Annotated in this window: 20 protein-coding genes; 17 read left to right on the top strand and 3 right to left on the bottom strand. The window is 62.3% G+C overall.

Translation table 11 applies throughout. The features are described 5' to 3' along the window. Nucleotides 1–118 precede the first annotated feature (118 nt). From AAHK20_RS06010 to AAHK20_RS05995, 4 genes are all read left to right on the top strand, one after another. Complete coding sequence (locus tag AAHK20_RS06010) at nucleotides 119–415, top strand: acylphosphatase (RefSeq protein WP_449180525.1); 297 nt, start codon at nucleotides 119–121, stop codon at nucleotides 413–415. Nucleotides 416–528: 113 nt separating this feature from the next. Continuing rightward, on the top strand, nucleotides 529–774 hold the full coding sequence (locus AAHK20_RS06005; RefSeq protein ID WP_449180524.1) for a FeoA family protein: 246 nt from the start codon (nucleotides 529–531) through the stop codon (nucleotides 772–774). After that, on the top strand, nucleotides 771–2624 hold the full coding sequence (feoB, locus tag AAHK20_RS06000; protein ID WP_449180523.1) for a ferrous iron transporter B: 1854 nt from the start codon (nucleotides 771–773) through the stop codon (nucleotides 2622–2624). Before AAHK20_RS06005 ends, feoB begins: the two co-directional genes overlap by 4 nt. After that, nucleotides 2621–2917, top strand: coding sequence for a DUF6587 family protein (locus AAHK20_RS05995; protein WP_449180522.1), 297 nt, complete (start codon nucleotides 2621–2623; stop codon nucleotides 2915–2917). Before feoB ends, AAHK20_RS05995 begins: the two co-directional genes overlap by 4 nt. A 42-nt stretch (nucleotides 2918–2959) precedes the next feature. Here AAHK20_RS05995 and AAHK20_RS05990 read toward each other — a convergent pair whose 3' ends face one another. Continuing rightward, the gene (locus AAHK20_RS05990; protein WP_449180521.1) at nucleotides 2960–3505 is read right to left on the bottom strand and encodes an Mpo1 family 2-hydroxy fatty acid dioxygenase; all 546 of its coding nucleotides are present in this window, start codon (nucleotides 3503–3505) and stop codon (nucleotides 2960–2962) included. Nucleotides 3506–3603: 98 nt separating this feature from the next. On the opposite strand from AAHK20_RS05990, the gene AAHK20_RS05985 reads away from it, so the two are divergent. From AAHK20_RS05985 to AAHK20_RS05950, 8 genes are all read left to right on the top strand, one after another. Next, nucleotides 3604–4341 (top strand): Crp/Fnr family transcriptional regulator, encoded by a 738-nt coding sequence (locus tag AAHK20_RS05985; protein ID WP_449180520.1) that lies wholly within the window; start codon nucleotides 3604–3606, stop codon nucleotides 4339–4341. Between the two features lie 69 nt (nucleotides 4342–4410). Continuing rightward, nucleotides 4411–4833 (top strand): MarR family winged helix-turn-helix transcriptional regulator, encoded by a 423-nt coding sequence (locus AAHK20_RS05980; protein ID WP_449180519.1) that lies wholly within the window; start codon nucleotides 4411–4413, stop codon nucleotides 4831–4833. A gap of 100 nt (nucleotides 4834–4933) precedes the next feature. Continuing rightward, on the top strand, nucleotides 4934–5359 hold the full coding sequence (locus tag AAHK20_RS05975) for a MarR family winged helix-turn-helix transcriptional regulator (protein ID WP_449180518.1): 426 nt from the start codon (nucleotides 4934–4936) through the stop codon (nucleotides 5357–5359). Between the two features lie 87 nt (nucleotides 5360–5446). Beyond that, nucleotides 5447–6550 carry an HlyD family secretion protein gene (locus AAHK20_RS05970; protein WP_449180517.1) on the top strand — a complete coding sequence of 368 codons (1104 nt, stop codon included), beginning with the start codon at nucleotides 5447–5449 and terminating at the stop codon, nucleotides 6548–6550. Then, nucleotides 6547–8163 carry a DHA2 family efflux MFS transporter permease subunit gene (locus AAHK20_RS05965; protein WP_449180516.1) on the top strand — a complete coding sequence of 539 codons (1617 nt, stop codon included), beginning with the start codon at nucleotides 6547–6549 and terminating at the stop codon, nucleotides 8161–8163. The genes AAHK20_RS05970 and AAHK20_RS05965 overlap by 4 nt, the downstream gene beginning before the upstream one ends. A 9-nt stretch (nucleotides 8164–8172) precedes the next feature. Then, nucleotides 8173–9615 carry an efflux transporter outer membrane subunit gene (locus tag AAHK20_RS05960; protein ID WP_449180515.1) on the top strand — a complete coding sequence of 481 codons (1443 nt, stop codon included), beginning with the start codon at nucleotides 8173–8175 and terminating at the stop codon, nucleotides 9613–9615. A gap of 98 nt (nucleotides 9616–9713) precedes the next feature. Next, on the top strand, nucleotides 9714–9875 hold the full coding sequence (locus AAHK20_RS05955) for a hypothetical protein (RefSeq protein ID WP_449180514.1): 162 nt from the start codon (nucleotides 9714–9716) through the stop codon (nucleotides 9873–9875). Then, a complete protein-coding gene (locus AAHK20_RS05950) occupies nucleotides 9872–10381 on the top strand; it encodes a DUF1697 domain-containing protein (RefSeq protein ID WP_449180513.1) in 510 nt (169 codons plus the stop codon). The genes AAHK20_RS05955 and AAHK20_RS05950 overlap by 4 nt, the downstream gene beginning before the upstream one ends. A gap of 36 nt (nucleotides 10382–10417) precedes the next feature. Here the strand turns inward: AAHK20_RS05950 and AAHK20_RS05945 are convergent, their stop codons facing one another. Further along, nucleotides 10418–10678 carry a hypothetical protein gene (locus AAHK20_RS05945; RefSeq protein ID WP_449180512.1) on the bottom strand — a complete coding sequence of 87 codons (261 nt, stop codon included), beginning with the start codon at nucleotides 10676–10678 and terminating at the stop codon, nucleotides 10418–10420. Beyond that, the gene (locus AAHK20_RS05940) at nucleotides 10671–11423 is read right to left on the bottom strand and encodes a DNA/RNA non-specific endonuclease (protein ID WP_449180511.1); all 753 of its coding nucleotides are present in this window, start codon (nucleotides 11421–11423) and stop codon (nucleotides 10671–10673) included. Before AAHK20_RS05940 ends, AAHK20_RS05945 begins: the two co-directional genes overlap by 8 nt. Nucleotides 11424–11600: 177 nt before the next feature. Here AAHK20_RS05940 and AAHK20_RS05935 point away from each other — a divergent pair, with 177 nt between their 5' ends. The 5 genes from AAHK20_RS05935 (at nucleotide 11601) to AAHK20_RS05915 (ending at nucleotide 18676) form a co-directional block, all read left to right on the top strand. Continuing rightward, entirely contained in the window at nucleotides 11601–11975 is a 375-nt protein-coding gene (locus AAHK20_RS05935) for a VOC family protein (protein WP_449180510.1), read from the top strand. Nucleotides 11976–12239: 264 nt separating this feature from the next. Then, nucleotides 12240–13457 carry a threonine--tRNA ligase gene (thrS, locus tag AAHK20_RS05930; protein ID WP_449180509.1) on the top strand — a complete coding sequence of 406 codons (1218 nt, stop codon included), beginning with the start codon at nucleotides 12240–12242 and terminating at the stop codon, nucleotides 13455–13457. A gap of 620 nt (nucleotides 13458–14077) precedes the next feature. After that, complete coding sequence (locus AAHK20_RS05925; protein ID WP_137334952.1) at nucleotides 14078–14653, top strand: helix-turn-helix domain-containing protein; 576 nt, start codon at nucleotides 14078–14080, stop codon at nucleotides 14651–14653. 383 nt (nucleotides 14654–15036) lie between these two features. Further along, nucleotides 15037–17805, top strand: coding sequence for a TonB-dependent receptor (locus tag AAHK20_RS05920; protein ID WP_449180508.1), 2769 nt, complete (start codon nucleotides 15037–15039; stop codon nucleotides 17803–17805). Between the two features lie 169 nt (nucleotides 17806–17974). Then, the gene (locus tag AAHK20_RS05915; protein WP_449180507.1) at nucleotides 17975–18676 is read left to right on the top strand and encodes an energy transducer TonB; all 702 of its coding nucleotides are present in this window, start codon (nucleotides 17975–17977) and stop codon (nucleotides 18674–18676) included. The last annotated feature ends 54 nt before the right edge of the window (nucleotides 18677–18730 follow it).

The following is an 18730-nucleotide window of genomic DNA, read 5'->3' as shown; positions in this document are numbered from 1 at the left end:
TGACTGTTTCAACGGCGCCCCCGTCATTGATAGCGCCGTTCGCTTTATTTCATCCTCCGGCATGGTCGCTGCGTCACGACTAAAATGCGGGCGGAATGAATACGTAGGAGATTCGTGTATGACTGGGCCCGATTTAAACACAAGAATTGAAACTTATTATGTCCGTGTGCGCGGCATCGTTCAGGGTGTGGGTTTTCGGCACGCGACGGTGCGTAAAGCGCATTCGCTCGGCATCACCGGCTGGGTCGCGAACCTCGAGGACGGTTCGGTTGAAGCGATGCTGCAAGGTCCGGCCAATCAGGTCGACCTGATGCTCGAATGGTTGCGGCGCGGCCCACCGGCCGCCCGCGTGACCGATCTCGCGGGCGAGGAGCGCTACACCGACAAGCGTTACGAACGCTTCGAGCAACATTGACGACGCTGTCGGTCAGCAGGTTGTCTCGCGGCCTTTAACCTTACATTTAGGATGCACAGGGACCGATCACTCTATATAATGAGAACGGTTCTTATTTCCATATCGAAAACCCCATGCGCCTATCCGACCTGCCAAAGGGTGCTCCCGCCGTAGTGGAGCACGTTCAGGATGTCCACGAGTCCGATTCGATTGCGCAGCGCTTGCGCGATCTCGGATTCGTTTCGGGCGAGCCGGTGCGGGTGGTCGCGCGCGGGCCGTGGGGCGCTGATCCGATCCTGATCCAGATCGGCTCCACGCGGTTCGCGCTGCGTCGTGCCGAAGCCAGCCGCGTGAGCGTTCGGGAGGCATCGAGCCTATGAGCGCGGCCAACCTGCGTATCGCCCTCGTCGGCAATCCGAACTGCGGCAAAACCGCGCTGTTCAATCAACTTACCGGCGGGCGCCAGAAGGTCGCGAACTATGCCGGTGTCACCGTGGAGCGCAAGGAAGGGCGGTTCACCACGCCTTCCGGCCGTCACGTTCAGGTGCTCGATCTGCCGGGCGCCTATAGTTTCGACTCCACCAGCCCCGACGAGCGCATCACCCGCGACGTCCTGCTCGGACGCTATCCGGGCGAGGCGGTGCCGGATCTGATCGTCTGTGTCGCCGATGCGACCAATCTGCGTCTTCATCTGCGTTTCGTGCTCGAAGTCAAACGGCTCGGGCTGCCTGTGCTGCTGGCGCTGAACATGATGGACGCCGCCACCCGGCGCGGGATCGTCATCGACGTGCCCGAACTGCAACGCCGGCTCGGCGTGCAGATCGTGGAGACGGTGGCCGTGCGGCGCGGCGGCGCTCGCGCGCTGATCGATTTGATGGATCGGATGGGGCCGCTCGAGAAGCCGTCGCCCGCAACGGCCTCGAGCGGTCAGCAAGACGCGGCCGATTTGCACGCCGAAGTCCGGGCGCTTCTGGCTGCGACCGTCACGATGCCGCGCGCGACCGATGCGCGCGACGACGCGATCGATCGCTTCGCTCTGCATCCTGTGTTCGGGCTGATGATCCTGGCGATCGTGATGTTTCTCGTGTTCCAGGCGGTCTATTCGGTGGGCAAGCCGATGACCGACGCGATCGGCGACGGCTTCGGGTGGCTTGGCACGCAGGTCGGCACGTGGTTGCCGGACGGGCCGCTGCGCAGTCTGCTGACCGATGGCGTGATCGGCGGTCTTGGCACTGTGCTCGGATTTTTGCCGGAAATTCTCGTGCTGTTCCTCTTCATTCTGCTGTTGGAGGAATCGGGCTACTTGCCGCGCGCGGCGTTTCTGCTCGACCGCGTGATGGTTTCGGTGGGGCTCACGGGGCGCTCGTTCATTCCGTTGCTGTCGAGCTTCGCGTGCGCGATTCCCGGCGTGATGGGCACGCGCAGCATCACGGACCCGCGCGACAGGCTCGCGACCATCCTCGTCGCGCCGCTCATGACTTGCTCGGCGCGCCTGCCGGTCTACGCGCTGCTGATCGGCGCGTTCATTCCCATCCATCACGTGTTCGGGGTATTCAATCTGCAGGGTCTCGTGCTGTTCGCGCTTTACGCGGCCGGAATTTGCGGCGCGATGCTGGTCGGTTGGATCTTGAAGCGCCTGCGCCGCGATCACGTCGAACACGCGCTGCTGATGGAGTTGCCGTCGTATCGATTGCCGAAGCTGCGCGACATCGCGATCGGCCTGTGGGAGCGCGGCTCGATCTTTCTCAAGCGGCTGACCGGCGTGATTCTCGCGCTGACCGTGCTGATGTGGTTTCTGTCGACGTTTCCGTCGCCGCCTGCGGGCGCCACGGGGCCGGCCATCGATTACACATTCGCGGGCTACATCGGCCGGGGCCTGCAATACCTCTTTGCTCCGCTGGGCTTCAACTGGCAAATCAGCCTTTCGCTGATTCCGGCGTTCGCCGCACGCGAAACGGCTGTTGCGGCGCTGGCCACGGTCTACGCAGTGAGCGGCGGCGACGGCGACATCGTGAGTCTCGGGCACGCGCTCGCCGCCAATTTTTCGCTGGCAAGCGCGCTGTCGCTGCTGGTCTGGTTCGCGTTCGCGCCGCAGTGCATGTCGACTCTCGCCGTGATTCGCCGCGAGACCCGCTCGGCGCGCATCGTGGCGCTCTCGTTCGGCTATATGTTCGTCATGGCGTACGCCGCATCGTTCTTGACATATCAGATTGCGAGGTGGCTCACGTGAGTTTCAGTCTGTGGTGGCAGTACGCGGTGATCGCGCTGCTCGTCGTGGCGAGCGTGCTTTACACGTTTCGCAAAGTGGCGCCGAAGCTGGCGGCCCGCTGGCAAGCCGCGGCGTCGATCGCGCTGACACGGCCCGGGCGCTCGCGTGCGGCGCTTGCGCTGGGTCGCTGGCTGAGCCCCGCCGGTGCGACCGGCAATTGCGGCGACGGCTGCGGAGCCTGCGGCAGCTGCGACACGCCGCAGCGCGCGGCCGATCATCCGGATGGGCAGCCGATCACGTTCCGCTCACGCTAGCGGGAGCGTGCACCGGGTCTCATCCGGGCGCTACGCTCAGGTTCAACCCTGATGACGCGGGTTCGCATGCGGCGCGTTGATGCGCGTCGGACCCGCCTGACTTTCGATCGCCTCGCGCAGCGCCGGTCGCCAGCCGAATCCGAACAGCGCTTCGGCGAGCACGAATAGCGGACCGATCAAGAGGCCGACCACATCGTCGACGAAGGCGGGCTTGCGATGCTCGTACGCCGCGTGGCCGACGAATTGAAACACCCAGCCGACGACAAAGAGCCCGATGCCCGCGCCAAGCCTGGTGCCGAGCGGCGCTTGCGCGAGCCAATGGCCGAGCCATAGGCACAGCGCGGAAACAACGGCCATCATCAATCCGAGCGGCACGTCGAGCACGAGGTAGTAGACGGTCGCCGCTACGAACAGCGCCCAGGCCGGCGATAACGCGACTGGCAATACGCCGAAGTTCGAAGCCGGCCGGCTCAACAGCACGGCGAGCGCAGCGACGATCATCGGAATGCCGACGAAATGCGTGGCGATATTGCGCCGGTCGCGATGGTAGGCCGCGTATTGGGCGAGCTGGTCTGTCAGCGTTCTCATGGATGTCTCCGTGCCTCGAAAGTGCTCATAATCGCGCTCAATCGTCTGTCGACACTTTCGGCTAGCCGACAATCCGCGCCTCCATGCACCTCCATGCTATGACATCGCACTCCACCAGTACGCCTGCCTATCGCGAAGCGCTTGCCGCCGCGCTGTCGGCGAGCGCCTGGTTCCGCGCGAACCCCGAGGACTTGCGCGCGGCGCTCGTCGAGCTGGGGCGCGTCGAGCGACTGGCCGGCGGCGCGCGGCTTTTTATCCGCGGCGACGCTGACGACGGCATCTATTGCGTGCTGGAAGGCGCCATCCGGATCGGTGCGGCGAGCTTCGCGGGCAAGGAGGCGCTCCTCGCGCTCATCGAGCCCGGGAATTGGTTCGGCGAAATCGCGCTGTTCGACGGGCGGCCGCGCACGCATGACGCCTACGCCGAACGCGATACGGCGCTGTTTCATGTGCCGCGTGCGGCGCTCGCCGCGCTGCTCGAACGCGCGCCGCAATATTGGCACGCGTTCGGCCTGCTGCTGACGCAGAAAGTGCGCCTCATGTTCGACTTGATCGAGGAAACGGCGCTGCTTCCCGCGTCGCAACGCGTGGCGCGGCGGCTTTTGCTGATGGCGGGCGGATACGGCGACGCGAGCGCCGCGCGGCGCGTGCTCAAGGTGCCGCAGGAAGACCTCGCGATGATGCTCGCGCTGTCGCGTCAGACGATCAATCAAATCCTCAAGCAATTCGAAACGCAGGGCGCGCTGACACTGCGCTATGCGGAGATCGAGATCGTCGATCCGGTGTTGCTGACCGCGCTGGCGATGCCCGACGCGATCACGCGGTCTCACCGGTAAGCACGGCCTTCGGTTTTCTCTCCGCGCTCTTCCTTGACTATGTGCGTACGCACATATAAACTTCACTTCATGAACAGACCTCTCTCTTACGACGAATGCAACTGCTTCGCGCTGCGTCAAGCGGCGCGCTATGTCACGCAGATCTACGAGCGGCATCTGGCGCAGGTCGGCATGACGGCGGCGCAATTCACGATCATGGCCAAGCTCGCTCGCCAGCCGGAGTCGACGATGCTGGAGCTGTCGGAGCAGATGGTGATGGACCGCACCACGCTCGTGCGCGCACTGAAGCCGATGCAGCGCGACGGGCTGGTTGTGACGAAGCCGTCGGAGCAGGATAGCCGCATGTTTTTGCTGAGCTTGTCTGCAGCCGGCGAAAAGATCTTCGATCAGGCTGTGATCGCGTGGCGCGCGGCGCAAGACGAGTTCGAGAAGAAATTCGGCCGTGCGCGCGCGAAGGCGCTGCGCGCGGAGCTGTTCAGCATGACGGTTTAACAAGCCGCGCACGGATCGAGGCGGCCGATGACTTTGACGTCGGGCCGCCGTCTTTTTCCTTGATTATGTGCGTATGCACTAATACACTGCTTTCCATCACATGGCGATCTCCATCGAAGACGACTGTTTCGCGATCCGGCAAGCGGCGCGATACGTCTCCCATATCTACGACAAGCATTTGGCGCGCGTCGGTTTGACCACGACGCAATTCTCGATCTTGGGGAGGCTCAAGCGCCTCGGGCCGTTGACGGCGTCGCAACTGGCCGAGGCGATGGTGATGGAGCGAACCACGATGGTGCGCGCGATTCAGCCGCTCAATCGCGATGGTCTGGTGGCGAGCGCACCGTCCGAGTCCGACCGGCGTGCGCTGTCGATCCGGTTGACTGAACTCGGCGTGCAAAAGCTCGCGAGCGCGGCGATTCCCTGGCAAACGGCGCAAGAAGAGTTCGAGCAGCGTTTCGGCACGCAGCGTGCGGCGTCGTTGCGGCAGGAGTTGTTCGCGTTGACGCGGGGATCGCAGGAATAGCGCATTGGCTTCAACGCAGCGCTATTCGGATAGGCGCGCCAGGTCGCGCTTTATTTCAATCTAACGGAGTGCATACGCACATCAATCATGTCGACAACCCCATCCACCATTGCGCCCGCAGGCGCCGCCCATGTCAGCAAAGCGCCGCGCCGGATTCCCTGGATGCTGCTTGCTCTGATGTCGGTGGTCGTCGTGCTGGCGGCAGCGGCGTCGTATTGGTTCGCGATCGGCCGCTTCATCGAATCGACTGACGATGCGTATGTCGGCGGCGACGTCACGGTCATGGCGCCGCGCGTGAGCGGCTTCGTGACGGACGTGCTCGTGAAGGACAACCAGCACGTGAGCGCCAATCAAGTGCTGATCCGCCTCGATGCGCGCGACTACGACGCGCGACTCGCGCAGGCGCAAGCGGACGTTGCCGGCGCGAAGGCGGCGGTCGTCGAGTTGCAGGCGAAGAAGGCGCTGCAATTGGCGACGATCAACGTCCAGGCCGCCGACGTGCGTTCGTCGCAGGCGGAGCTCACGCGCAGCGTCTCCGATGCGCAGCGCTATCGCGAGCTCGTGAAGGATCAGGCCGTGTCGAACCAAGTCGTCGAGCGCGCGGACGCCGATCTCGGTAAAGCGCGCGCCTCCGTCGACGGCAGCAACGCCGCGCTCATCGCGGCCCAGCGCCAGCTCGAAGTGCTCGATGCGCAGATCAACGATGCGCAGGCGCGGGTCGCCACGGCGCAGGCCGCCGAGCGTGTCGCCGAATTGAACGTCGAATACACGACGATCCGCTCGCCGGTCGACGGTTACGTCGGCAACCGCACGGCACGCGTCGGGCTGCTCGCGAATACGGGGGCGTCGCTCTTGACCGTGGTGCCGTCGAATGGATTGTGGATCGACGCGAACTTCAAAGAAGACCAGTTGAAGAAGATGCGCGTGGGCGACGAGGCCGAGGTCTCGCTCGACGCGTCGAGCAGCACGATCCGCGGTGTCGTCGAAAGTCTCGCACCGGCGACGGGCGCCACCTTCAGCGTGCTGCCCGCCGAAAACGCCACCGGCAACTTCACGAAGATCGTGCAGCGCGTGCCGGTGCGGATTCGTCTCGACGTGCCGAAGACGATGCAAGGCGTGCTGCGCCCTGGGCTGTCGGCGACGGTGAAGGTGCACGTCGATGCCGGCGGCGCGCAGGAGCGTGCGTCATGAGCGCAGCGGCATCTCCCAACATGACGACCAAGAGCGCGCCGCAACCCGCGCATATGAACCCGGCCGATCTGCCGACGCGCACCAAAATCTTCGCGTTCACGCTGATGTGCCTCGGGTTCTTCATGGCGACGCTCGATATCCAGATCGTCGCTTCCTCGCTGCGCGACATCGGCGGCGGCTTGTCCGCGAGTCAAGACGAGCTGTCGTGGGTGCAGACCTCATACCTGATCGCCGAGATCCTGGTGATCCCGATGTCCGGCTGGCTCACGCGCGTGTTCTCGACGCGCTGGGTCTTCGCAGTCTCGGCATTCGGCTTTACGGTGACGAGCATGCTGTGCGGCCTCGCCTGGGACATCAATTCGATGATCATCTTTCGCGGCCTGCAAGGCGCGCTCGGCGCGGCGATGATTCCGACCGTGTTCACGACTGCGTTCGTGCTGTTTCCGCCCAAGCAGCGCTTGATTGCATCGACCACGATCAGCGCGCTCGCGACGCTCGCGCCCACGATCGGGCCCGTGATCGGCGGCTGGATCACGTCGGCATGGTCGTGGCATTGGCTGTTTTATCTGAATCTCGCGCCGGGCTTGGTGGTGACGTTCATGGTGCCGCGCTATGTCGATTTCGACCGGGCCGACATTTCGCTGCTGAAGAAAGGCGACTACCTCGGCATCGTACTGATGTGCGGCTTTCTGGGTTGCCTCGAGTACCTGCTCGAAGAGGGGCCGCGCAAGAACTGGTTCAGCGACAACTTGATTCTCGCCTGCGCATGGATCTCGGCGATTTGCGGCTTTCTGTTCCTGGTTCACGCGCTGACCGCCAAAGAGCCGATCGTCGATCTGAAGGCGCTTGCGCTTCGCAACTTCGGCATCGGCAGCTTGCTGTCGTTCATCACCGGCATCGGCATTTTCTGCACGGTGTTTCTCACGCCGCAGTTTCTCGCACGCGTGCGCGGCTTCGATTCGTTTCAGATCGGCATGGCGTTGCTGTCGGTCGGCTGCTTTCAGTTGCTTGGGCTCGTTGCGTATTCGTTGCTGACGCGCGTGCTCAACATGCGCTGGCTGCTGACGATTGGACTCGTTCTGTTCGGCGTCGGCTGCTATCTGTACGTGCCGCTCACGAACCAATGGGGCTGGGAGCAATTGCTGATTCCGCAGGCGCTGCGCGGTTTCGGGCAGCAGTTCTGCATTCCGCCGATCGTCACGATGGCGCTGGGCTCGCTGCCACCGTCGCGGCTCAAATCAGCGAGCGGCTTGTTCAATCTGATGCGCAATCTCGGCGGCGCGATCGGCATTGCGGTCGCGAGCACGATGCTCAACGACCGGCTGAACCTGCACTACGAGCGGCTCGACGAGCACCTGAATGCGGGGCGGCCCGCCGTCGAATCGATCCTGCAAACGCAGACGGCGCATCTGGCCGCGGTGGGCGGCGACGCGCTCAATGCCGCGAACGCCGGGCTCGGCGAGCTGCATGCGCTATTGGTCCGCGAAGCGCTGGTCCTGACGTTTTCCGACACGTTTTTCGCGCTGGCGCTGTGTTTCGTGGCGGCGCTCGTGAGCGTGATCTTCATGCGCCCGTTCAGCATCCATAGCGCTGCGCCGACTGATGCCCATTAAGTCTCCGATATGAATTCGAACCTTGCAAAAGCGCTTGCCGCTGTGCTGGCCGCTTTGAGTCTCGCCGCGTGCGCCGTGCCGCCTGCGGCGCACGACACTCTCTCCCAAACCGTCCATACGGTAGCGCCGGCCGCGTGGGATGTCGCGGCACCTCAGGACGCATCGAATGCGGATCAATGGTGGGAGCAGTTTGGCGACCCCGTCATGCATCGGCTCGTGTCGTCAGTGCTCAAGGACAACCTCGACGTGCAGGCGGCCGTGGAGCGCGTGAAGCAGGCGCAGGAAGTCACCGCGCAGCGTCATGCAGTGCTGCTGCCCGAACTCGACGCGACGGGTAACGCTTCGTATGAGCGCATCAACACGCCCCCACCGCTTGGCTACGTCAAAGAAGGGGGCTTTGGCCTCGCGGCGAGCTGGACGCCGGACGTGTTCGGCGGCCAACGGCTCTCGGTCCTGGCGGCCGAGGCGCAAACGACCGGTCGCGAAGAAGCGCTGAACGCGTTGCGGCTCGCGCTCGCGGCCAACACGGCCGCCGCGTATATCGATCTGCGCTGGGCGCAGGCCGAACTGCAGATCCTCGACGACAACGAGCAGATCCGCGCTCGCGCGCTCAAGCTGACGCAGGAGCGCTTGCACTATGGTCTGTCGACGCAACTCGACGTCGCGCGTGCGCAGAACCAGTTGAGCGATTTGCAAGCGCAGATTCCGCGCGTGCGGTCCAACGTCGAGCATCAATTGAGCTTGATCGCGGTCTATTCGGGCCGCACGCCGGAGAGCGTCGACAGTCTGCTGCAAGGCGACGCACAGCCGATTCCGGTGCCGGCGCAAGCCGTGCCGCAGGTGCTGCCTTCCGAGGCGCTGCTACGCCGCCCGGACGTGCGTGAAGCCTATGCGCTCGTCGAGCAGCGTGCCGATGAAGTGGGCGTGTCGCGTGCGCAACGTTATCCGCAATTCCAGTTGAATCTCGCGGATGGCTTGCTCGCGGCGTCGTATCTCGGCCTGCCCACGCTGACCGACAACCTGTTCAGCGCGGCGCTGAGCGCAACGAGCCCGATCTTCAACGCCGGAAGGATCACCGCGAACATCAACGAGAGCGAGAGCAAGATGCGCGAGTCGCAACTCGCGTTGCGGCAGACGATGCTGCAAGCGCTCAAAGAGGTCGAAGACACGCGCAGCGATATCGTGAGCAGTTCGGATCAAGTGGTTAGGCTGGGCGGCGCGCTCGATGCGTCGAATCAGGCGTTGCGGCTTTCCGATGAGCTGTATCGCGGCGGCGCGGCGAACTTTCTCGACGTGCTGACGGCGCAGGAAGCGTATCTGCGGGATTCGGAGTCGCTCAATCAGGCCAAGCGCGAGCACGCGCTCGCGGCGGTCGCGCTTTACCGCTCGCTCGGCGGCGGGTGGGAGGCGGGGCAGACAGGTCAGGCTCGAGGTAGCGGCGTAGCAGGCTGATGCGCTCACGCGTGCGAGTAGACACACGGCCCTCATCCGAAAATAATGTCGAAGGAACTCACCGATGAGTTGAACCGAGAAACGAGGAGATTGCCCGCATGAGCGCAAACGAACTGCTGTCCCGGATGCTCCGCTATCAGGCGTGGGCGCATGACGAGATCCTGGGAGCAGCGACGGGACTCGATGCCGAGCATCTCCACAGAACCGAGCCTGAGCGTCGACTCCAAGGCCGTGTCGAGGTGACGGGCGCGAACGCATGAGCGTCTATGTTGCCCTTCTGCGTGCAGTGAACGTCGGCGGCACAGGCAAGCTCCCGATGTCGGAGCTGCGCAGCCTGTGCGAATCGGCGGGATTCGCCGACGTGCGCACGTATATCGCCAGCGGCAACGTGGTCTTCAAAAGCGCGCTTTCGAAGACGGCGGTCAAGGCCAAGCTCGAGCAATGTCTCGCGGACTATGCAGGCAAGCCGGTCGGTGTAGTGATTCGTACAGCAAAGGAAATGGCCGCCGTTCTCGCCGCGAATCCGTTCAAGTCGGCGGCGCCGAACCGGGCGGTCGTCATCTTCCTCGATGGGCCGCCGCTGGCCGATGCGTTAGCCAATGCGAGCGGCCAGCAAACGGAGGAAATGGCGCTCGGCGAGCACGAGATCTACGTGCATTACCCGGACGGAATCGGGGCGTCGAAATTGAAAATCCCGGCCGCCAAGGCCGGGACCGCGCGCAACATCAACACCGTGGCGACGCTTGCGGAGTGGGCGGGCGCGTAGTCCGCCGTCTCCGTCTCGTCGATACCGGCTGTGACCTCACACGAACGGGTTGTCCGTTTTTCCGGTGGGAGCGGGGGGCTCGTCGTCGAGCTTCTCGGGCAATGCCGCTTGCGCCTGCAGCGCGGCCACCACGCTGCCGATCGCTTGCTGCAAAGCGAGCGCCGCCTTGAGCCCGCGCTTGTCTTTGGCGATGTCGAGCGTGCCCGAGATCGTGATGCGCGACGTGCCGTTCGAGATTGTCAGCGCGTCGCCTTGGATGTTCAGCACGTCGTCGTCGTTTGCGTAAGCGTCAAACACCTTTCAGTCCTCCAATGCGTTGGTCTTTCAAAGACTCGGGAATGCCGGGGAAGCGCAGGCCGCTCATCGCTTCCAGCTCATGGACCGTTTTCACATCGTACCGGTTGGTATCGACGTTTTCCGTCACCACCGCGAACGCCATGTTCTTCGACGGCACATAGACGACCTTGAACAACTGTGTCGGCACGAACACGCGTGTCGCGCCGATAGTCTGCAATTGACCGCCGGCGAAGAGCGGCCCGGTCACGACGTACGCCTCGCCGTATTTCACCGCGATCTTGCGCACGGCTGTTTCGATGCGCGCCCACAGCCGCTGGTTGTTGATGCGATTTTGCGGCACGACGTTTGCGAGCGTAAAGGACTCGGCCATCGCGCGCTCGTTCCAGCGGTCTCCGGCGGGGCTCATGTGCCCGCGGTCGTAGCCGCTTCTTTTGTAGTCGGCGAGCGTCGCGCCTTCGCCGGGCGGCAGCGCGGGCTCTTCATAGAACTTGTTGGTGCGGACCTGATCTTTCGCGGCGTCGAGATTCGCGCGCGTCAGATGCTCGGCCGACCACAACGGGCCGTGCGAAATGCCCGAGTGCAGCACGGCGAAATCCGAATAGCACAGCACGCGCGTCTTCGGCGCGAGCTTGGCGTTGGTCAGGACCGGGAATTGCGCGTTCGGGACGAATTGCGTACAAGCGGGCGGGGCGGCGACGGCGTGTGCAGCGAAGGCGACGAGCAGACTGGCGAGAAACTTCTTCATGACAAACGAGGTTGGGGAGGGGGCGAAAGTATAGCTTCGCGTGCGCAATTTTCCCCAAGCATCGATGTCGCACGGCGCCGATAATTGAATCGTTGTCCGGCGTGCATCACGGTGCGGCTAAGCGGTTCGCGCGGCTTGCGGACACACGCCCTTATTGACCCCAAGGAGACAGCGAACATGTTCGACCACATTTCCATTGGCGTTAGCAATCTGACGAAAACCAAGGCGTTCTACGACGCCGCGCTCGCGCCGCTCGGCTACCGGTGCCTGCGCGACACGCCCGAGATGCTCGGCTACGGGCGCGACGAAGTCGGGCTCTGGATCTCGCCCTCCGAGCATCCGGTGCCTGCCGACATGAGCTCGGGCCTGCACTTTTGTTTTGCCGCGACGAGCCGTAAGAGCGTCGACGAGTTTCATGCGCAGGCGTTGCGCGCGGGCGGGCGTGATAACGGAAAGCCGGGTGTGCGCCCGGAATACGACGCGACGTACTACGCCGCGTTCGTGATCGACCCGGACGGTTATCGGCTCGAGGCGTATTGCGGCGGCGCTTGAATGAAGCCTGCTGCATTTCGAAAAAATCGGCGTTGACGGATAAATCGAAGGAACGCTACATTCGCTCCCATGAGCGCATTCTTCCTGACCACCACCGCAACCACCACCACGACCGCCAGCGGCGGGTCGACGGGAGGTTGCGCGCTCTGAACTAGCTGATAGTCGCTGCGACGATTTCCCCGAAAGCCCCGCCGGAAACGGATGGGGCTTTTTTCATGCGTGCTCTGTCTGTCCGGCCTTTTCAATTGACAGAAGGAGTACGCCATGGACGATTTCGATCACCGCCAGTTGGGCAACCAGCTGGACTTGTTTCATCAGCAGGAAGAGGGGCCAGGGATGATCTTCTGGCATCCGCGCGGCACGGCGCTGTTTCGCGTCGTGGAAGACTATGTTCGCGACCGTATGCGGCAGGCGGGATTCCTCGAAGTCCGCACGCCGCAACTGCTCGCGAATTCGCTTTGGGAGCAAAGCGGCCATTGGGAGAAGTTTGGCAAGCACATGTTCGTGGTCGGCAATGCGGACAACCCGTCATGTCTAAAGCCAATGAGCTGCCCTTGCCACGTGCAGCTATTCAACAAGCGCGTGCGTTCCTATCGCGACTTGCCGATTCGCTATGCGGAGTTTGGCGCCGTCCATCGCGCGGAGCCGTCCGGCTCGCTGCACGGATTGATGCGGGCACGCGCATTCACGCAGGACGACGCGCACGTTTTATGCGCGGAAGATCAGGTCGAACGCGAGGTCGCACGTTTCTGCGATTTGCTGCGCGTCGTCTACGCGGACTTTGGTTTCGATGCGTTCGATGTCGCGCTGTCGACGAGGCCGGCTGTGCGGGCCGGCAGCGATTTGCTATGGGATCGTGCCGAGGCGATGCTCGCATCGGCGGCGAGCGCGGCGGGCTTGCGCTTTACGGTGCAAAGCGGCGAGGGCGCGTTTTATGGGCCGAAGCTCGAATTTCATCTGATAGACCGGCAGCAACGCAAATGGCAATGCGGCACGGTGCAGCTCGACTACGTGCTGCCCGAACGATTGAATGCGATGTACGTGAACGAGCAAGGCGAAAGACGGCATCCCGTGATGATTCACCACGCGGTGCTGGGCAGCATCGAACGCTTCATCGGCATGCTGCTCGAGCACTATGAAGGATGGCTGCCGGCGTGGCTGGCGCCGGACCAGATCGCCGTCGCCAATGTTGGTCAAGACGCGCTCGCCTTTGCCAACGAAGTCGCGGATGCTCTAGAGGAGCACGGCTGTCGCGTGTTGCGTGATTTCCGCTATGAGCGCTTGCCCAGAAAGATCGTCGATGCAAGAAGCCAACGCGTGCCGGTCTTCGCGACGGTCGGCGCACGCGAAGTCGAGACGCGTGCGCTTGCGTTGAGAATGCGCAGCGGCGATACGCACTCGTTGCCGCTTGGCGAAGCGCTTGCCTACTTGCTCGACGAGGTTCGCTCGCCATCGCGCAAGCGCCGGCTTGCCTTGACGTAATTAGCGTCGAACCCATGCCGCTTTAGCCGGACGTTAAACGCCGCTAAGACAATCTAAACATCGCAAAGCACCGATTTAGCATCGCGCCGTAGCGCTCGCATAGCCTAAAAACATATGCAGCGCTATTGGCATTTATCGCTGAGTCTAATTAGCAACGTATGTAAATTGAAAGGCGGCGATATTAATTTGTAATTCGAATAATCACTCTAACTATAGGCCCCAGTGAAAGCCCTAAAAACCATCAAACAAAGTTTGACGCCGATTTTTGACCTGCTATTGTCACGTCCCAGAGACAGGGAGGAGGCCGCTTCACGGGCTTGCCTGGAGCGGCGCGCGCCGGCGGTTGCACTGGTGCGGTGCATCGAACCCGCAGCAAACCTTGTTTGATGCATGAGCGCCAAACCAAGCCTTTAGCGGCGCTAATGAATAAAGAAGGTCTTGCTGCAATGCAAACGATGTGCCGTTTTGGTGCGAAATGCACCAGTTAATTAAGCATCGGTTGCACTTTCAAAACGGAGGACAACCCACGGTCGGCACCCGCTCGGTGTGTACAAGAATCGGCTTAGGAAACTTAATTTACTTATATCAAACAAATTTTGACTGCCGGATTCTGTCCTGATATGGTTCCGCAACCTGATGAAAAGGCCACTGCCACACTGGTGTTAGGCGGCAAAATCCGGGCGCTGCGTAAGAGGCTTCAACGCACGCTCGACGAAGCAGCAACGGCCGCTGGAATCTCAAAGCCGTTTCTGTCGCAAGTTGAACGCGGTCTTGCAACACCGTCCATCACATCGCTGGCGGGTATTGCAAGAGCGCTGGGGGTAACGGTGCAGTACTTCGTCGATACGCCAACCGAAGCAAAGTCGGTTTGCCGAGGCGACGAGTTGAAGTTCTTTGGATTTGCCGATTCGGCGAATCTGTTTGCCCGGTTGACCAACCTATCGGGCGACAGGCAGCTGGAGGCGATCCTGGTCAGGATGCCGGTAGGGCAGCCGCCGTCGGAAATGACGACGCATGCAGGAGAGGAGTTCTTGTATGTGCTGCGCGGCAAAGTATCCCTGACGCTAGAAGGTACGTCGTTTGTGTTGCATGCCGGTGACAGTGCGCATTACGAGTCCACGGTCCCGCATGGCTGGGTGAATGCCGCAAACGAAGAAAGCTTGGTGGTTTGGGTCGGCACTCCGCGGTTGTTTTGAGTGGTAGAGGTAGTCAGCGCGTTTTTCGCGAAGCGCGTCTGTGTCTAGCAGTAAGGATTCCGAAACAGCAGTGCCCGAAATGCGGATAGTCGATCGCAGGACCTTGTTCAGCCATCCGATAGCCGACTGAGGGAAAACACTTAGAAACTGGTTTTAGGGCGAATCTAAACGTTTTGTAACTTTTTAGTATTCCTATTTTAAGTTCGAGCGTTTCGTCTAAGCGAGTTGCATAAGAGTCGTTGTTGTTTCTTTTGTGTCGCACTACAAGTGCGGGGCAATCGAAAAAATCGCGCGACGCCTAACGTCGCAAAAAAGAAGCGCGCAGGCGCAACACGTCTCGTCGCGCAACGGGTTTGGCTTACTGACAAGATAGAAGGGGAATGATGAAACAGAGGACTTTGACCTCAGCCATAAGAAAGATACTCTGGGCTGAAATTGCGTTGACGGCGGCAATCGGCACGACTGCGTTTGCGCAGAGCCAGCCGGCTCCGGCAGAAAATGCAGCGCCGGCTGCGGCGACGCCCGCCGCTCCGGCACCGACAGCCGCAGCGCCGGCCGCGGCTGCGAGTTCGGCGACGGCCGCCGCGCCGACGACGACCGCGCAAAACAACGCCACGTCTCCGTCCTCTGGAACGACGACCAACAACGGCGTCACCCAGCTCAAGCGCTTCGAGGTGACGGGTTCGCTGATCCGCCAAGCCGACAAGGTCGGTTTCAACCAGGTTCAGACCGTCACGGCCAAGGAAATCCAGAACAGCGGTTCGGCCACGGTCGCCGACTTCCTGCGCGACACCGCAGCCAACTCGGCGAACAGCTGGGGCGAAGGCCAATCGGCCAACTTCGCACCGGGCGCCGCGGGTATGGCGCTGCGCGGCCTGTCCGAAAAGTACACGCTGGTGCTGGTTGACGGCCAGCGCGTCGCGCCGTTCGCGTTCTACTCGAACAGCGTCGACTCGTTCTTCGACTTGAATACGCTGCCGCTCAATGACATCGAGCGCATCGAAATCGTGAAGACCGGCGCCGTGTCGCAATACGGCTCGGATGCTATCGGCGGCGTGGTCAACATCATCACGAAGCACGACTTCCAGGGTCTCCAGCTCGACGGCGGCCTCGGCACCGCGACCAATGGCGGCGGCGGTCAAGGCACGACCAAGTTCGGCGTGCTCGGCGGCTTCGGCGATCTCAACTCGGATCGCTTCAACGTCACGGCAGCAGCGAGCTACTACAAGTCGAACGGCTTCTCGCTCGCGGACCGCGACTCGACGCAATACCAGGACTTCACGGGCAAGCCGGGTGGCTACTCGCTGGCCTCGCCGACGTATTGGCAGACGGCTAACGGCCCGCAAGCGTTGAGCAACTGCCCGTTCGGCAGCAGCGTGAGGCCTGCAGGAACCAATTCGATTACGGCGGGCCAGGCCGGCACGATTTGCGGCTTGGGCACGGCAAATCAGATGTCGATCCTGCCGTTCACCGAGCGCTGGAACGCGAAGGTTCACGCCGACTTCAAGATCAACGACACCACGACCGCTTGGGCGGACGTGCTCGGCAGCTACAACACGACCACCCAGAACCAGGGTGTGAACGTGTTCGGCAACCCGCAGTCGGCTCCGCTGGTCTGGAATCCGGCGACGCAAACGCCGGGACCGATGAGCTTTGTCGTGCCGGCAGGCAACCCGTACAACCCGTTCGGCGTGGCGACTCCGCTCACGTACACGTTCCCGAACACGGTGTCGGAAAAGACGGATGCCTCCTACTATCGCGTGGCCGCGGGTATCAAGGGCACGGTCGGCTTGCCGATCGGCAATGACTGGGATTGGGCGACTTCGGTCAGCCATTCGCAAAGCACGGTTTCGAACGAATGGTCGAACCTGCTGAGCGTCGCCGGCGTGACCGCCGCCTACAACGGCGCGCTGAACTTCGCGAACCCGTCCGCCACCCCCGGCGCGCTCAATGCCGCCTACATCAACGCGAACAACCTGGGTATTTCGAAGCTCGACACTGTCGACGCGACGATTTCGACGCCGACGCTCTTCCATCTGCCGGCAGGCGATGTGGGCCTGGGCTTCGGCGCGCAGTTCACGCACCAGAGCGAATCGCTGACGCCGGGCGCCGAGTTCGCGGAAGGTCTCGTGGTTTCGCCGAACATTCAGACGGTGAGCGGCTCGCGTAACGTCGCGGCGGTCTACTACCAGTTCGACATTCCAATCATCCACAACTTGACGTTCAGCCAGTCGGGCCGCTACGACCACTACACGGACGTCGGTGGCGCCTTCTCGCCGCGCTTCGCGTTGCGCTATCAGCCGGTCCAGGCGCTGACGATGTACACGTCGTATGACCGCGGCTTCCGCGCACCGACGTTCGTCGAAGACAGCAATTCGGTGGCGATCGGGCAGCAGGTCAATCCGCAGACCGGCCTGAACTACCAGACGGTCACCGAGGGCAACCACAATCTGCAGCCGGAACATACGCGTAATTTGAACATCGGCTTCCAGTTGTCGCCGACGCGTACGACCGATGTCGGTTTGGATTACTACAAGATCTGGATCGACAACGTGATTGGCCAGGGCGCGCCTTCGTCGACGGTGCTCAATCCGGACGGTTCGCTCGCGTACACGGTCATTCCTTACCAGAACCTGGGCTATCTCGACACGGATGGTTTCGAAGGCACGCTCCGTCAAGCACTGCCGACGAAGCTGGGTACGTTCACGCTGTCGGGCGACTGGGCCTACATCCTGGACTACAAGCTCGGCGCGCCGGGTGCGGCTCCTGTCAACGGTGCAGGCAACAACTACACGATCACGCAGCCGTTCGGCGGCAGCTTCCCGCGCTGGCGCGGCAACACCACGCTGGACTGGGCCTACCACAAGTGGGATGCGGCTCTGACGTGGCAGTTCACGGGTCCGTACGCGCAGAACCTTCTGCCGCAGCCGGCTCCGTCGAAGGTGGGTTCGTATAGCCAGTTCAACCTGATGGTCACGTACACGGGCTTCAAGCACTGGACCATCTACGGCGGCATCGACAACATCTTCAACCGCACGCCGCCGTACGACCCGATCTTCGCGCAGGGCACGCTGAATCAGGTTGGCTACGACGAATCGCTCTACTCGTACATCGGCCGCTTCGCTCAGATCGGCGCGACGTACAAGTTCTAAGGCAGGTGGTGGTAGTGAGTTGTTAAAAGAAAGAAGTTAGCAGTACGGCAGTAAGCAGTTGGGTCCGCCGCTCTCACTCCTTGGTCGGAGTCAAAGCGGGAGCGGCGGCCTTTGTCCTAGAGGTGCCGCAAGAAGGGAAATCGGCAGTTCACGCCGGGAGGAGTAAAAGTTGGGTACGAAAGTGGAAGGACATTTTCCGGCGGCAAATGAGCGAGTGGCAACGCTAGGACGCCCTCGCGAATTCGGGAAGAAGCAGCAAAACCCGGTACGCCGCTTTGGTGGTATCGCAGTCGTCATCGTTCTGCACATAGTGCTGGTCTACGCACTGCTCAACGGCCTCGCCACCAAGGTGGTGCAGGTCATTCAACACCCCATCGAAACCAAGATCATCGAGCCGGTGAAGCCGCCGCCTCCGCCGCCGCTGCCGACCGTGCAGCTGCCGCCGCCGAAGTTCGCGCCGCCGCCGCCGCCGTTCGTGCCGCCGCCGGAAGTGCAGGTGCAGGCTCCGCCGCAACCGACGATCACGCACCAGTCCGCGCCGGTTCAGTCGGCGCCCATGGTCGCGCCTCCGGTTCAAGCGCCGCCGGCGCCCAAGCCCGTGAGCACGGCTGTCGGCGTGGTGTGCCCGAATTCAGATCAAGTTCGCGCCTCGGTGAAGTATCCGAAGGAAGCGCAGGAAAACAACATCACGGGTGATGTCCTGATCGAATTCGTAGTCGACCCGCAAGGCCACATTACGAACGAACGCGTTGCACAGTCCGCCGATTCCGATCTCGATCGCGCGGCGTTCAATGCGGTCAAGCAGTTCAATTGTATTTCCCAGGGGCAAGCTGTCCGCGTACAGGTTCCGTTCTCATTCAACTTGAATTGAACGCACCGCTTTTTTGATCGATTGTTGTTGTTTTAAAAGTTCACGGATGAACTG

The organism is Trinickia camelliae (assembly GCF_053525655.1).
This window is presented reverse-complemented; position numbering and strand designations above follow the sequence as displayed.

Bases quoted from the DNA above. Each gene is read 5' to 3' on its own strand.
- AAHK20_RS05985 (WP_449180520.1), top strand. From the start codon at position 3,604: ATGACATCGCACTCCACCAGTACGCCTGCCTATCGCGAAGCGCTTGCC.
- AAHK20_RS05955 (WP_449180514.1), top strand. From the start codon at position 9,714: ATGAGCGCAAACGAACTGCTGTCCCGGATGCTCCGCTATCAGGCGTGG.
- AAHK20_RS05935 (WP_449180510.1), top strand. From the start codon at position 11,601: ATGTTCGACCACATTTCCATTGGCGTTAGCAATCTGACGAAAACCAAG.
- AAHK20_RS05990 (WP_449180521.1), bottom strand. From the start codon at position 3,505: ATGAGAACGCTGACAGACCAGCTCGCCCAATACGCGGCCTACCATCGC.
- AAHK20_RS05920 (WP_449180508.1), top strand. From the start codon at position 15,037: ATGAAACAGAGGACTTTGACCTCAGCCATAAGAAAGATACTCTGGGCT.
- feoB (WP_449180523.1), top strand. From the start codon at position 771: ATGAGCGCGGCCAACCTGCGTATCGCCCTCGTCGGCAATCCGAACTGC.
- AAHK20_RS05965 (WP_449180516.1), top strand. From the start codon at position 6,547: ATGAGCGCAGCGGCATCTCCCAACATGACGACCAAGAGCGCGCCGCAA.
- thrS (WP_449180509.1), top strand. From the start codon at position 12,240: ATGGACGATTTCGATCACCGCCAGTTGGGCAACCAGCTGGACTTGTTT.
- AAHK20_RS05950 (WP_449180513.1), top strand. From the start codon at position 9,872: ATGAGCGTCTATGTTGCCCTTCTGCGTGCAGTGAACGTCGGCGGCACA.
- AAHK20_RS05940 (WP_449180511.1), bottom strand. From the start codon at position 11,423: ATGAAGAAGTTTCTCGCCAGTCTGCTCGTCGCCTTCGCTGCACACGCC.
- AAHK20_RS05960 (WP_449180515.1), top strand. From the start codon at position 8,173: ATGAATTCGAACCTTGCAAAAGCGCTTGCCGCTGTGCTGGCCGCTTTG.
- AAHK20_RS05980 (WP_449180519.1), top strand. From the start codon at position 4,411: ATGAACAGACCTCTCTCTTACGACGAATGCAACTGCTTCGCGCTGCGT.
- AAHK20_RS06010 (WP_449180525.1), top strand. From the start codon at position 119: ATGACTGGGCCCGATTTAAACACAAGAATTGAAACTTATTATGTCCGT.
- AAHK20_RS05975 (WP_449180518.1), top strand. From the start codon at position 4,934: ATGGCGATCTCCATCGAAGACGACTGTTTCGCGATCCGGCAAGCGGCG.
- AAHK20_RS05925 (WP_137334952.1), top strand. From the start codon at position 14,078: ATGGTTCCGCAACCTGATGAAAAGGCCACTGCCACACTGGTGTTAGGC.
- AAHK20_RS06005 (WP_449180524.1), top strand. From the start codon at position 529: ATGCGCCTATCCGACCTGCCAAAGGGTGCTCCCGCCGTAGTGGAGCAC.
- AAHK20_RS05970 (WP_449180517.1), top strand. From the start codon at position 5,447: ATGTCGACAACCCCATCCACCATTGCGCCCGCAGGCGCCGCCCATGTC.